The 12,875-nt window shown below is 62.1% G+C and carries 12 protein-coding genes; 7 read left to right on the forward strand and 5 right to left on the reverse strand.

Going from position 1 to position 12,875, the window contains the following annotated elements; genetic code table 11:
• Positions 1-19: 19 nt before the first annotated feature.
• The 5 genes from adhP to ACP3TE_RS06530 all read right to left on the reverse strand — a co-directional run bounded on the left by adhP (position 20) and on the right by ACP3TE_RS06530 (position 6,579).
• Positions 20-1,051: an alcohol dehydrogenase AdhP gene (adhP, locus tag ACP3TE_RS06510; protein WP_332488507.1), complete on the reverse strand. Its 1,032-nt coding sequence runs from the start codon at positions 1,049-1,051 to the stop codon at positions 20-22.
• A 149-nt stretch (positions 1,052-1,200) separates the two neighbouring features.
• A complete protein-coding gene (gene adh / locus ACP3TE_RS06515) occupies positions 1,201-2,724 on the reverse strand; it encodes an aldehyde dehydrogenase (protein ID WP_426735806.1) in 1,524 nt (507 codons plus the stop codon).
• A gap of 163 nt (positions 2,725-2,887) precedes the next feature.
• Positions 2,888-4,108: a GAF domain-containing protein gene (locus ACP3TE_RS06520; RefSeq protein WP_332488511.1), complete on the reverse strand. Its 1,221-nt coding sequence runs from the start codon at positions 4,106-4,108 to the stop codon at positions 2,888-2,890.
• 93 nt (positions 4,109-4,201) lie between these two features.
• The gene (locus ACP3TE_RS06525; RefSeq protein WP_402697713.1) at positions 4,202-5,980 is read right to left on the reverse strand and encodes an alpha/beta fold hydrolase; all 1,779 of its coding nucleotides are present in this window, start codon (positions 5,978-5,980) and stop codon (positions 4,202-4,204) included.
• Entirely contained in the window at positions 5,980-6,579 is a 600-nt protein-coding gene (locus tag ACP3TE_RS06530) for a TetR/AcrR family transcriptional regulator (RefSeq protein WP_105658987.1), read from the reverse strand. Before ACP3TE_RS06530 ends, ACP3TE_RS06525 begins: the two co-directional genes overlap by 1 nt.
• A gap of 503 nt (positions 6,580-7,082) precedes the next feature.
• Between ACP3TE_RS06530 and ACP3TE_RS06535 the strand changes: the two genes are divergently transcribed.
• The 7 genes from ACP3TE_RS06535 (at position 7,083) to ACP3TE_RS06565 (ending at position 12,863) form a co-directional block, all read left to right on the forward strand.
• Positions 7,083-7,421: an ArsR/SmtB family transcription factor gene (locus ACP3TE_RS06535; protein ID WP_105658988.1), complete on the forward strand. Its 339-nt coding sequence runs from the start codon at positions 7,083-7,085 to the stop codon at positions 7,419-7,421.
• A gap of 11 nt (positions 7,422-7,432) precedes the next feature.
• Complete coding sequence (locus ACP3TE_RS06540; protein ID WP_105662710.1) at positions 7,433-8,404, forward strand: SRPBCC family protein; 972 nt, start codon at positions 7,433-7,435, stop codon at positions 8,402-8,404.
• A gap of 59 nt (positions 8,405-8,463) precedes the next feature.
• Positions 8,464-9,165, forward strand: coding sequence for a demethylmenaquinone methyltransferase (locus ACP3TE_RS06545; RefSeq protein ID WP_105658990.1), 702 nt, complete (start codon positions 8,464-8,466; stop codon positions 9,163-9,165).
• Positions 9,166-9,327: 162 nt separating this feature from the next.
• Positions 9,328-10,110 (forward strand): CPBP family intramembrane glutamic endopeptidase, encoded by a 783-nt coding sequence (locus tag ACP3TE_RS06550; protein ID WP_426736204.1) that lies wholly within the window; start codon positions 9,328-9,330, stop codon positions 10,108-10,110.
• A gap of 212 nt (positions 10,111-10,322) precedes the next feature.
• Positions 10,323-11,930: an ABC-F family ATP-binding cassette domain-containing protein gene (locus tag ACP3TE_RS06555; protein ID WP_426735810.1), complete on the forward strand. Its 1,608-nt coding sequence runs from the start codon at positions 10,323-10,325 to the stop codon at positions 11,928-11,930.
• Between the two features lie 72 nt (positions 11,931-12,002).
• Entirely contained in the window at positions 12,003-12,254 is a 252-nt protein-coding gene (locus ACP3TE_RS06560; protein WP_105658992.1) for a hypothetical protein, read from the forward strand.
• Between the two features lie 18 nt (positions 12,255-12,272).
• Positions 12,273-12,863 (forward strand): dienelactone hydrolase family protein, encoded by a 591-nt coding sequence (locus ACP3TE_RS06565; RefSeq protein WP_426735812.1) that lies wholly within the window; start codon positions 12,273-12,275, stop codon positions 12,861-12,863.
• Positions 12,864-12,875 lie beyond the last annotated feature (12 nt).

A 12,875-nucleotide genomic window follows, 5' to 3' on the forward strand; every position in this document is an offset into this window, starting at 1 on the left:
TCAACCGTTGCGGATCCGGCTACGCCCTGCCGGCGTAGTCGATGACAACGCGCCCATCGATCTTGCCATGGCGCATTTCGTCGAATACGGCGTTGATGTCTTCCAGCGGGCGGGTATGGAAGGTCGGCTTGATCTTCCCTGCCGCATAGAATTCCAGCGCCTCGATCATGTCCTGCCGTGTTCCCACGATCGATCCGCGGATGGTCAGGCCCTTGAGCACGATGTCGAAAATGGGTGCGGGGAAATCACCGGCGGGCAGCCCGTTGAACACGATCGTTCCGCCGCGCCGGGTCATGCCGATCGCTTGCCCGAACGCCTTTGGATGCACCGCCGTAACCAGCACGCCGTGCGTTCCGCCAACCTTCTGCTGGATGATCTCGGCCGGGTCCTGGGCGAAGGCATTGACGGTGATTTCCGCTCCATGCTTCGAGGCCAGCGCCAGCTTGTCATCGGCCACGTCAATGGCGATCACCCGCATGCCCATGGCCACCGCGTACTGCACCGCGATATGGCCCAGTCCGCCGATACCCGAAATAGCCACCCACTGGCCGGGCTTGACCTCAGTCATCTTCAGGCCCTTGTAGACAGTCACTCCCGCGCACAGCACCGGCGCGATTTCATGGGGATCCGAGCCCTCCGGGATGTGCGCGGCATAGCGGGAATCCACCAGCATGTACTGGCCGAAGGAACCGTCCACGGAGTACCCGCCATTGGACTGGGCTTCGCACAGCGTCTCCCAGCCGGTGCGGCAGTACTGGCAGTGCCCGCAGGCGCTAGCCAGCCACGCGTTGCCGATCATGTCCCCGAGCGCGACCTCGGTGACTCCTTCGCCGAGCTTTTCCACGATGCCCACGCCTTCATGCCCGGGAATCAGCGGAAGCTTCGGCTTGACCGGCCAATCGCCCTCGGCGGCGTGCAGGTCGGTGTGGCAGACGCCCGAGGCGATCAGCTTCACCAGCACCTGGCCGGGGCCGGGCTCGGGGATCGCGGCGTCCTTCACCTGGAACTCTTCGCCGAAGCCCTCGACTATTGCAGCTTTCATCTTGCTCATGTACTTTGTCCTTTGCATGGCATTCGAAGGTGCGGGGTGCCGGCTGGTGTTCGGGGGATGAGGCCAATCGATCCCCGGACGCTGTCCCGGCTGGCCCCGTACCTTCGAGGTCTGTTGTCATCTCATGCTGCTCGTGGCAGCTACTGCTCCTAGAAGAAGCCCAGCTTGTCTTCCGAGTAGGAAACCAGCAGGTTCTTGGTCTGCTGGTAGTGGTCCAGCATCATCAGGTGGTTCTCGCGGCCGATACCCGAGGACTTGTATCCGCCGAAGGCCGAGTGCGCCGGGTAGGCGTGGTACTGGTTGACCCACACGCGTCCGGCCTGGATGGCGCGGCCGGCACGATAGGCCACGTTGCCATTGCGGCTCCACACCCCCGAACCCAACCCGTACAGGGTGTCGTTGGCGATGGAGATCGCGTCGTCGTAGTCCTTGAACTTGGTCACCGCTACCACCGGCCCGAAGATCTCCTCCTGGAAGATGCGCATGTCGTTGGTGCCCTCGAAGATGGTCGGCTGCACGTAGTAGCCGCCGGAGAGCTCTCCGCCCAGATCCGCCCGTCCCCCGCCGAGCAGCACCTTGGCGCCCTCGGACTTGCCGATGTCCATGTAGGAGAGGATCTTCTCCAGCTGGTCGTTGGATGCCTGGGCACCCATCATGGTGTCGGTATCCAGCGGGTGTCCCTGCTTGATGGCCTTGGTGCGGGCCACCACATGGCCCATGAAGCGGTCATAGATGCTTTCCTGGATCAGCGCACGCGATGGGCAGGTGCAGACTTCACCCTGGTTCAGCGCGAACAGCGTGAATCCTTCCTGCGCCTTGTCGTAGAAGGCGTCATCCTTGGCAGCGATGTCCTCGAAGAAGATGTTCGGGGACTTGCCGCCCAGTTCCAGGGTGACCGGGATCAGGTTTTCCGACGCGTACTGCATGATCAGCCGGCCGGTAGTGGTTTCGCCGGTGAAGGCGATCTTGCGGATGCGCTTGTTGGAGGCCAGCGGCTTGCCCGCTTCCACGCCGAAGCCGTTGACCACGTTCAGCACGCCTGCCGGCAACAGGTCGCCGATCAGTTCCATGAGAACCAGGATGGAGACCGGGGTCTGCTCGGCGGGCTTGAGCACGATCGCATTGCCGGCAGCCAGGGCCGGGGCGAGCTTCCACACGGCCATGAGCAGCGGGAAGTTCCACGGGATGATCTGCCCGACCACGCCCAGCGGCTCGTGATAGTGGTACGCGGTGGTGTCCTCGTCGAGCTGGGAGAGGCTGCCTTCCTGGGCGCGGATGGCGCCGGCGAAGTAGCGGAAGTGGTCAACTGCCAGCGGCAGGTCGGCATTCAGGCACTCGCGGATCGCCTTGCCGTTATCCCAGGTCTCGGCCACGGAGAGCATTTCAAGGTTTTCCTCGATGCGGTCCGCGATCTTGTTCAGGATGACTGCGCGTTCGGCCGGGCTGGTCTTGCCCCAGGCGCCAGCCGCCGCATGCGCCGCGTCCAGTGCTACTTCGACGTCCTCTGCGGTGGAACGGGCCACCTCGCAGAAGACCTTGCCGGTGACCGGGGTGATGTTCTCGAAGTACATGCCCTTGACCGGGGCTACCCATTCACCGCCGATGTAGTTCTCGTAGCGCGGCTTGAAATTGACCAGTGCTCCATCGGTATTAGGGTTTGCGTAAACCGCCATTGCTCCACGTCTCCTTAATCGGATGTCCTGGCCGCGACGGCATCATCGCGGAACCATGCTTGTGACTCTAGTCACATAAAGGTTGCAGGCAGGTTGCAACGGGTCCCAGATGACCGCAATGGCATGTTCGTGCCTGGCGGGAGGAACGGCAATGGCAAGGAACCTAGTTCTCGAGGGCCTGGACCTCGGCGACGACAAGTGAGCGCGCTGGCGATTGCGCAGGCAATTCGCGCAAGGCAGCTCGCAAGAGGCCAGGGTCAGCCAACTGGCGGCCCAGGTTCAGCAGCTGATGCGCAGTTCCTCGATCCAGCACCATTTCACGCAGCGCGGCCTCGGTCCGGTACAGCAGCGAGACGATGCCTGGCGCCTGGGAGCGGGCCAGCAGGCCCGGGGAGTACAGCGGCAGGGCGGAATCGAGATCGCCCTGCTCCAGTGCACGCCATAGGCGGCCAAGGGTCGTATGCAGGTCCCACTGAAGGCGGTACGGGCGTGAAGTCAAGGCACGCCCGCCTGGGCCCGCGAGTACCTTGCGCAGCCTGACGATTTCGGCGCGGACCGTGCCCTCGGCCGCGGAATCGGGACGCTCGAACAGCTCTTCCACCAGCTGGGCAGTGCTCAGGCCTTCCCGGTAGTGCGCCAGAAGGGTCAATATTTCTGCATGGCGAAGGGAAATCGGCACTGATCCCAGATGGGCCCCATCAGAGCGCCCCAAGTCCAGGTAGTCGGGATCGGCCACGACTCCGACACCCGGCAAGAGCAGCTGCGTTTCCGCAGCCATGACCGCCGCTTGCAGCAGCGGCAAGGAGTGCGTGGCAACGGCTTCCGGGCCACCGGTCAGGTCGATTGCGCCAATTACCTGACCAGTGCGCGGATCGCGGATCGGTACCGCCGAGCAGCTGTACTGCTGGGCTTGCTCATAGAGATGCTCAGCCCCCGAGACCTGCGAACCGGCCCCGGTTGCCAGCGCCATTCCCGGCGCGGATGTGCCAACACTCTTTTCTGCCCAGTCGGCACCTGCCATGAAGCCCACGTGCTCGGCTTGGCTCATCGAACTGGTGCTTCCCGCAACCCACAACAAGGTTCCGCCGGCATCCGCAAGGGCGACCAAGAGATTGGCGTCGGTTGCGGCGGGAACAAGGAGCTTTTCGAAAACAGGCCAAATCCGCTGGAGCTCGCTGCGCTCGCGGGCAAGGCGCAACCGGTCGTTGCTCAGAACCGGCGGTTCTTGAACCGAGCCTGTTTGGGCCAGCGACCGTTTCCAGGATTCGCGCACGTCATTGCGCAATGGGAGGTCGCCCAGTCCGGTTTCCTGCGAGGAGAGCAGCTCGCGGGCTTTTTGTGCGCGGCGAGTTGCGTTGGACCAGTCGATGGCAGATGTGCTCACGCTCCCCCTTCACCCCGTCGGAAAGATGGTTCTGTGCAGTTCCAACCAGACTAGGCGAAGAGGGGATGCTTGAGAAGAGGCGTGCTCCAACCCCTACTTCAACAGTTCAATCAGGGCATCCTCGTGGGTCAGCTGCGGGTGGTGCCCCGCGGAGGGAATGGAGTGCAGTCCAGCCTCGGGCCGGGACTCCAGCTGCCGGATTGCGGCGGGGTCCAATGGGTCTTCGGCTCCCCAGATAATTCGGAGCGGACCGTCATAGCGATCGAGCATCTCCCGCAACTGCCGGCGCCACTGCTTGGAACTCGCCAGGGCGAGATGGCCAGCTACCGCGGCGGCGGTACTTCGCTTCAGATCGCTGACGCTGGAGACCAAGGCAGTTGAGCTCGCCTCGTTGCCGGTCAATTGACGTGAGAGTTGCTCCGCGGTCGCATGGCGCAAATAGCCGCGGACCAGCGGCTGGAACCTTGGCGCCTTCCCTGCGGGCCCTTGCAAGAAAAACGGCGCAACCAAGGTCAGCGAGCGGACCTTGCCCGGCAGTCGACCCGCGGCGAGCGTGGCGGCGGCTGCCCCGATGGAGTGCCCGATCAGATCCACCGGGCCGCCTGCCAGGAGAGCGGGAAGCCACCGGTCCCAATCCGGGACGCCCCGTCCGCCGCTGAGCCCAAGCCCTGGCAGGTCAACGGCCCGTCCGCCAATGCCCTGAGCTACTGTGGCCCAGGTATCGGCATTTACCGGAAGGCCAGGGAAGATCAACCGGCGTTCCTCGCGGTCGCCCAGCTCAAAAGTTCTCACTCCCCCGACATCTACATAGCGGCGTGCCCCAGATGCCGCGGCCCCGAATCGGTGGGCGGCCAGATAGTCGGCCCAGCGCTCCAGAGAGGAACCAACGTCAGGCATCTGGATTCCGTGCCGGTTGGCGAATTCGATCGCGGGCCCGGTCGGATAGCGGTCCGCGGACATGAAGTGGAGCGTTTCCGGATCGGCTTTGGTGATCCACGAAGGAAGAGCCTTGATTAGTCCCACGGGCAAGCGCAGCTTGGGGACTTTCGCGCCAAGATGCCGGCCAGTTTCGGCCAGCAAGCGCCCCAGTGGCGCAGTGGCGTCATCCAGCAGCCAGTAGGATTTGCCTATCGCCTCCGGCGCAATGGCCACGGCCGCCATGAACGCAGCCATATAGTCGACCGTGAGCACCGGTAAGAAAGTCGAGTCACCTGCGGGAAGAGCTGCGGTTTTCCCTTCCCAGAGCTGCTCAATGGTGCCGGCCAGCCCGATGTGCTGGTCGGATTCCCCGGTAATGCTGTGGCCGATGACGCTGGCCGGATTGACGATGGTCCAAGGGATTCCGTGTTCTTTGCCGAGGGCTTGGAAGACCGCGTCGGACTCCACTTTCGAGGCTTCGTATGCGCCTAGTTTCCGGTAGAGATGATCGCGGTAGTCCTGCGGCCACGGAACCTTCGAGGGATCCTGCCCGCCGACTCGGTAGCCGGAAATATGCACAATGCGCTGCAGCTCTGGCAGCGCTGCAGCAAAATCCACCAGCTTCTCGACGATGCCAACATTAGCGCTGCGGGCTTCCTGCGGGCTCATGCCGAATCGGTAGGTGCCGGCGCAATTGTGAATTTCGGTGACGCTGGTGAAGGCCGCAGGTCCGCCAGCCAGGATTTCGGGGGCGTCGAAGTCGACGATCGCGGTATTGATCTCTTGTTCCAGTCCGTGCTGGCTCAGCCAATTCTTGACCTTCGCTGCGGATTCAGCATTCCGGACAGCTGCGGTTACCTGCGTTCGGGCGTCGAGGAGAGCAAGGATCAGATGCCTGCCGATTAGTCCCGATGCCCCGAAAACCAGCGCATGGCGAAGGTTGGCTCCGTGCATCAATTCTGGTCCCCTTCGCCCTGTTGGCGCAGGCCAATGAGGTCGGCTACCGCGTCGGCGGCGGCGAGAAGCGGCCGGGTGCTTTTCATCGCCCGGGAAACGATGGCGGCCCCTTCGATGGTCGAGACGATAACAGTTGCCAGGGACTTCGCTTGGGCATTGCCCACGCCATCGGCTTCGAGCAGGGCAGTGGTCGGAGTGATCCATGACTCGAATGCGGTGGCGCAGGCTTGCCGCAGGCGTTCACTTGAGTCTCCCATTTCCAAGGTCACCACTGACACGGGGCAGCCTAAGCGGAAGCCGCTATCGCTGATGATGGCGGCCAACGCTTGGATAGCAAGCTTGGCGGCTTCGGCAGCACCTCCTGCGCTCTGGGCGACCTGGATAATCATGGTCTCGAATTGCTTGGCGGCCAGTTCTACTGCGGCCACGCCCAGCCCCTCTTTCCCATCGGGGAAGTGGAAATAGACCGACCCCTTTGGTGCTGCAGCGTGCTCGATCACTGCATTGAGGCCGGTGCCGCTGTATCCGCTGGTCTGGATGAGTTCAAGCATGGACTCTGCGAGCCGTGCCTTGGTGAGGTCTCCTTTGGAAGTCATACAATTAAAAATAGACCAGTCTATATATTTTTACAATCCGGCCTCGCGAACGCCCCGGGCAGCGCATCCACTTGCCACGCGCGCCCAAGCAATCCTGGGCGCGACGCTGCAGAAGCGCTGAATCATGATCACCGGAGCCATGGATGATGCTTGCCCCGTCCAGGCTTTGCGCAAGCAGTCGCCTCAGGGCGCACTGGGGAATTCGCTCCGCTCATGCCCGACGCCTCGCCGAGGCAAGGGATGCGATCGCATCGGCCACCGCCTCGGGTTCGGCAAATCGGAAATCCGCGCACGATGCGCATCAGCACCCTGTTCCCGACATGGGAACGGCTGCTCGCGAGTGGCATGGGGGCGGCCCCGCGGCGCGCAATCCCAAGGCTAAAATTCGCAGGTGACATATCACCTATACAATGTCGATTGTATAGGGGATAAGTACACTACCCTCCAAAAGATTTGATCCACCTCTTTACTTCCAGCCCATTCCGGGCGTAACATACAACCAAATGGTTGTATATGAGTTGAGCGAAGAACAGGCAAACAAGGTCTTCCGCGCCTTGGCAGATGCCACACGACGAGACATCGTGCGGCGGACGCTAAACGCCGAGGTGAGCGTTTCGGAAATTGCTGCAAGCTATGACATGTCTTTTGCGGCAGTTCAGAAGCACGTCGCGGCATTGGAATCCGCTGGTCTGGTCACAAAAATCGCACGTGGTCGCGAACGCATAGTTCGCGGGCAGCCGGATACCATCCGGCACGCGCAAGAGCTACTCTCTTCCCTCGAAGACATCTGGCGCCAACGCATCAGCCGGCTCGATGATTTCCTCGCCGATGGGGACAAATAAGGAGCATTCCCATGCCTGTCACATCCGTTGTCAAAGATTCCGAAGCACTCTCACTGACTGTCCACGCAGAATTTCCGGTCAAGGTTTCCCGCCTGTGGGATGCTTACCTGGACGCCCGGCAACTTGAAAAATTCTGGGGGCCGGTGGAATACCCGGCAACTTTCACCCGGCACGATGCCACCCCTGGTGGCCGCTCGAACTACCACATGACTTCTCCCGAAGGCGAAGAATTCCACGGTTACTGGATCTGGAATGAAGTCGTCGAGCACAAATTCTTTGAGGTCAGCGACGGCTTTGCGCACGCCGACGGCACTCCGAACCCCGACCTGCCCCTCAACCGCATGGTTTTCTCCTTCGACCCGACGCCTGAAGGATCAAAACTGACGATTACAGCAGTTTTCGATTCCGTTGAGGAGCTGGAACAAGTCGTCTCAATGGGCATGATCGACGGCACCCGTTCGGCCATGAGCCAGATCGAGCAAGTCCTCATCGACCTGCGCAATTATGCCGAAAATTTCATCACCGACGCACAGATCCTGTCGGACACCCAGGTGCGCATTACCCGCTTGGTTCGCGGGTCAGTGGAGCAAGTCTGGCAGGCCCACCATGACCAGCGGCTCATGAAGCGTTGGATGCTCGGCCCCGACGGATGGCAGTTGGCTGAATGCGTGACGGCGCAAGAGGCCGGCGAGACCTACCGGTACTGGTGGGAACCGCTATCTGCCGATGACGGCTCCGGTTTCGGTTTCACTGGAACCGTGCTTGAAACGCTGCCCCAGTCCTACGAGCGGACCACGGAGCAAATGATCGGCACCGATTACCCGGCCACGGTGAATGAATTAACGCTGACATCCAACCAGGGCGGCACCCTGCTGACGATCCTGATCACCTACCCAGATGCGCAAACCCGCGACATGGTGCTCGCCACCGGAATGACCGACGGGATGGAGGCCAGCTACGCCCGGCTCGAATCGATTCTCTAAAGGGCGATTCGCCCCACATCCGGCGCCTTGGCGCGCGCAAATATGGAAGACTTAGACCCATGAGTTCTCAGAATGCGCGCGCAGGCCTGGACAAGAAGGCCGAACAGGTTCAGGAAATGTTTGACAAGCTGGCTCCTCGCTACGACTTGCTCAATACCTTGATGACCGGCGGCATCGTGAACTACTGGCGCAAGATCACCACCGAAGCGATCGCGCCAAAGCCCGGCGAGCGCATTCTCGACCTCGCCGCAGGCACCGGCACCTCCTCGGTCCCGCTCGCGGAAGCCGGCGCTGACGTCACCGCTTGCGACATGTCCCACGGCATGCTCGATGAGGGCCGCAAGCGCTACCCGCAGCTGAACTTCGTCTACGGAGACGGAACCGACCTGCCGTTCGAAGACAACACCTTCGATGCAGTGACCATCTCCTACGGTCTGCGCAATATCGCGGATACCGAGAAGGCCCTGTCCGAAATGCGCCGCGTGGCCAAGCCCGGCGGACGGATCGTCGTCGCCGAGTTCTCCACTCCGACCGTCGCCCCGATCAAGACGGCCTACAAGCAGTTCCTGCCGCGCGCCATTCCTGCGCTGGGCTATCTGGTTTCCCCTAACCCGACCGCTTACGCCTACTTGGCTGAATCCATTGCAGCTTGGCCAGACCAGGACGAACTGGGTGCCAAGTTCGTCAACGTTGGCTGGAAGAACGTGGAATACCGCAACCTGACCGGTGGCATCGTCGCCGTCCACCGCGCCTGGAAGTAGCGCTTCCCCAGAATTTTCCTTCTGGCCCGCAGCCGAAATGACGGATGCGGGCCAGAAGCTTTAAAGCACTGGTTCCGCGGCGGCGGGCTGTGTCTTTCTGCCGGCCCAGCTGGCATGCTTGTGTCCGTGAGCCAGATACCAACCGAATCGCACCGCCCCGCGATGAGCTGGAAGCTGCTGCCAGCCTCCCTGCTCTCGGGTTCCGCAGTGTTCCTCTTCGGCGCCGAAATCGACCTGTTGGGCTACGGCCTGCTGGCGCTGAGCCTGCTGTGCGCGGGGTTCATCGACCGCAGGCTTGCACGGCATCTGGGACTCATCGCAACCGGTTTGGTGGTCATCAGCCTGGTTCCATTGAATGCCGACCTGAGCCTGGGGCATATGGCATTAATGGGTGGCGCGCTGGCCGCGGCAGTCCTGCTGCCCTGGCTGATCTCGCGCTTCGCCTTGCGCGAGCAGATCATCAAGTTCCCGGTGAACACCGGCCGCAAGTGGCCGCTGGCAGCGAAGCTGTACTTGCTGGGGGTGGTGGCGCTGGGCTTCTTCATCCTCCCGGTGTACCTGATCAGCACCGGCGTCTACCAGAACTGGCCGGATGCCTCGGACCCAGTCATCTTCTGGCGGCTCTTCCTCGGAGTTAATTCGGTGGGCATCTGGGACGAGCTGTTCTTCATCTGCACGGCATTCGCATTGCTGCGCCAGCATTTCCCGGACTGGCAGGCCAACCTCCTGCAAGCGGTGATCTTCTCCTCCTTCCTGTGGGAGATCGGCTACCAATCCTGGGGGCCGTTGCTGACCTTTCCCTTCGCCCTGCTGCAGGGGTATACCTTCAAGCTGACCAAGTCCTTGTCCTATGTAGTTAGCGTGCATCTGATCTTCGACTTCGTCCTGTTCCTCGCGCTGGTCCACGCGCACAACCGGGAATGGCTCCCGATCTTCTTGTACTGAGGGGGTTAACACCCCAATTCCCCCCTGCTACACTCGTTGGCATGGATACCTACTGAGCCAGCCGATGACCCCGCATCGATTCCCAACGGTGCATCTTGTTCATTTCGGCTACCGGCTTCGGTATCCTTTTCCTTTCCGGCTCCCCTGCGGGGTTGAGCTAATTCTGCGATCCCCCAAGCCGGCAGCCCCTTCGCATTCGCGGGAGGACCTGCATGTCTTTGACACCACCAATTACCCTGAACAACCTCAGCTTTTCCTGGCCCACGGGAGAAAGCGCCCTGGCCAATCTGGACGGCACGTTTCCATCCGGGCGGACCGGGTTGATCGGCGCCAACGGCAGCGGCAAATCGACGTTGCTGAAGCTGATCGCCGGGCAGCTGCGCCCAACGAGCGGAACGGCAGAAACGAACGCACCGCTGAGCTACCTGCCGCAAACGCTGGCTCTGGAACAGGACACGACCGTCGCCCAGCTGCTGGGGGTGCATCAGGTCCTGGCGGCTTTGGAAGCTATCGAGTCCGGCAGTGTCGACCCAGCGGATTTCGATGCGGTGGGCGCGAACTGGGATGCCGAAGCCCGGGTTCGAGCTGAACTGGCGCCGCTGGGCTTCGACGGGCTGGATCTGGGCCGCCAAATCACCACCTTATCGGGTGGGGAGGTCATGCTGCTGGCGGTACTGGGCCTGCGACTGGCCGATTCGCCGATCACGCTGCTCGACGAGCCGACGAATAACCTCGATCGCCCTGCCCGTGAATTGCTCTACGACCTTGTACGTGCCTGGAAGGGCACGCTGGTTGTGGTGAGCCACGATATCGAGCTGCTCGAGCTCATGGAGCATACGGTGGAGCTCTACGACGGGAAGCTCAGCGTTTTCGGAGGGCCCTACAGCTCATACCGCGAGCAGCTTGAAACCGAGCAGCAGGCGGCCGAGCAGGCAGCCAGAACTGCCCAGGCCTCCCTGAAAGTGGAAAAGCGCCAACGGGCAGAAGCCGAAACGAAGTTGGCGCGGGCCAAGCGCAAGGGGCGGGCCACCCAGCTTTCCGGAGGCATGCCGAAGATCCTTGCCAACCACCTTCGCCAGAAATCCGAGGCGAACGCCGGGAAGATGCGTTCAAACCTGGATGGCAAGGTCGATTCGGCCCAGGCCAGGCTCGACGATGCCGATCGGCGGGTTCGGCAGGCCGAGCACATCAGCATCGAGCTGCCCGATCCCCAGTTGCCCTCGGGCAAGCAGGTCGCGGCGCTAGGTGCAGAAGATCACCAGTTCATCATCCAGGGAGCCGAACGCGTGGGCCTTGTCGGCCCCAACGGTTCCGGGAAGACCCGGCTGATCCAGCAGATGCTCGCCGGCGAAGCTCCCGGCCCCGGAGTTGGAGGAACGGTCTTCGTGGACCGGGTCGGGTACCTGCCCCAGCGCCTGGACGGCCTGGATGGCCAACTAAGCGCGATCCAGAACGTGGCGCTGGTGGCGCCAGCAGCAACCGCGAACGACGTGCGCAATATGCTTGCCCGGTTGCTGCTGCGCGGGGCCAGCGCAGACCGGCCAGTGGCGGCGCTTTCCGGCGGCGAGCGTTTCAGGGTCCATCTGGCGACGTTGCTGCTGGCAGAACCAGCCGCGCAGTTGCTCATCCTCGATGAGCCCACCAATAATCTGGATATGGACAGCGTGCGCCAGCTCAGCGAAGCACTGGGCGCCTATAAGGGCGCGTTGCTGGTAGTCAGCCACGATCAGCATTTCCTGTCGCAGCTGGAGCTGGACTATTTGCTGGAGCTGGATGCGCAGGGAACCTTGGCGAAGTCCTACCCGAATCCAGTTTGCTAACCCCATGGCGGTGCGCTGCCGGTTTAGACTTGTTCAAAGCACACCGCCAAGGACCCCGAAAGCAAGTTGAGTATGTCCTACCCCCAGCGCACCGTCGAAGTCGTCAAAAGCGGCCTCGTGATCGACCAGTCCGCAACCCTGCTCTGGCAGGACATCAAACGTGCCTTCATCTATGAAACGGGTTCCGGCCAGGAAATCCTTACCTGCGCAGAATTCATGCTGGTCGAAGGGTACAGCGTGGAGATCAATAGCCAGATGCCCGGCTGGGACATGGCCATTGAGCACTTGCCGCAGCGCATCGAGAACCTGGTCGACGAACGCTAGAAAGCGCTAGGAGCACCCATGGCTACGATTGTTCTTTTCCATCACGTCCAAGGCCTGACCCCCGGGGTGCAGGAGATGGCCGCAGAATTGCGCGCCGCTGGCCACACCGTGCACGCACTGGATCTGTACGCCGGCAAGCTGCCCAAGGATTTCGATGCCGGGATGCGCATGGCAGGCAAGCTGACCGCGGACAAGATCCAGGAACGCGTCGACAAGCTATTTGGCAAACTGCCCGAAGAGCTGGTCTACATCGGCACTTCCTGGGGCGCGGCCCTGGCCCAGCAGTGCGCGCAGCAACGTCCCGGCGCCATCGCCGCGATCCTGCTCGAATCCTTCGTGGATCTGGACGCCGACTGGAGCTTCGGGCCGTGGCCGGAAAATGTCCCGGTGCAGATCCATGGCATGGACCAGGACCCGTTCTTCGCGAAGGAAGGCGACCTGGAGGCAGCTCAGCGCTTCGTTGAAGCAGAGGGCGGCGATATCGCCCAGCTCTTCACCTACCCTGGCAAGCAGCACCTGTTCACCGACAGCTCGCTTTGCTCGCATGATCCAGAAGCTCGCGCGTTGGTGATGGAACGCATGGTCAAGTTCCTTCAGCCCTACGTCTAGCACGAGGGCAGT

Source organism: Glutamicibacter sp. 2E12 (genome assembly GCF_050030965.1).
Taxonomy (GTDB): Bacteria; Actinomycetota; Actinomycetes; order Actinomycetales; family Micrococcaceae; genus Glutamicibacter.

Excerpts from the sequence above, each read along its gene's own strand:
- adhP (WP_332488507.1), bottom strand. The coding sequence starts at position 1,051 with ATGAGCAAGATGAAAGCTGCAATAGTCGAGGGCTTCGGCGAAGAGTTC.
- adh (WP_426735806.1), bottom strand. The coding sequence starts at position 2,724 with ATGGCGGTTTACGCAAACCCTAATACCGATGGAGCACTGGTCAATTTC.
- ACP3TE_RS06525 (WP_402697713.1), bottom strand. The coding sequence starts at position 5,980 with ATGCACGGAGCCAACCTTCGCCATGCGCTGGTTTTCGGGGCATCGGGA.
- ACP3TE_RS06530 (WP_105658987.1), bottom strand. The coding sequence starts at position 6,579 with ATGACTTCCAAAGGAGACCTCACCAAGGCACGGCTCGCAGAGTCCATG.
- ACP3TE_RS06535 (WP_105658988.1), top strand. The coding sequence starts at position 7,083 with ATGGTTGTATATGAGTTGAGCGAAGAACAGGCAAACAAGGTCTTCCGC.
- ACP3TE_RS06540 (WP_105662710.1), top strand. The coding sequence starts at position 7,433 with ATGCCTGTCACATCCGTTGTCAAAGATTCCGAAGCACTCTCACTGACT.
- ACP3TE_RS06545 (WP_105658990.1), top strand. The coding sequence starts at position 8,464 with ATGAGTTCTCAGAATGCGCGCGCAGGCCTGGACAAGAAGGCCGAACAG.
- ACP3TE_RS06550 (WP_426736204.1), top strand. The coding sequence starts at position 9,328 with ATGAGCTGGAAGCTGCTGCCAGCCTCCCTGCTCTCGGGTTCCGCAGTG.
- ACP3TE_RS06555 (WP_426735810.1), top strand. The coding sequence starts at position 10,323 with ATGTCTTTGACACCACCAATTACCCTGAACAACCTCAGCTTTTCCTGG.
- ACP3TE_RS06560 (WP_105658992.1), top strand. The coding sequence starts at position 12,003 with ATGTCCTACCCCCAGCGCACCGTCGAAGTCGTCAAAAGCGGCCTCGTG.
- ACP3TE_RS06565 (WP_426735812.1), top strand. The coding sequence starts at position 12,273 with ATGGCTACGATTGTTCTTTTCCATCACGTCCAAGGCCTGACCCCCGGG.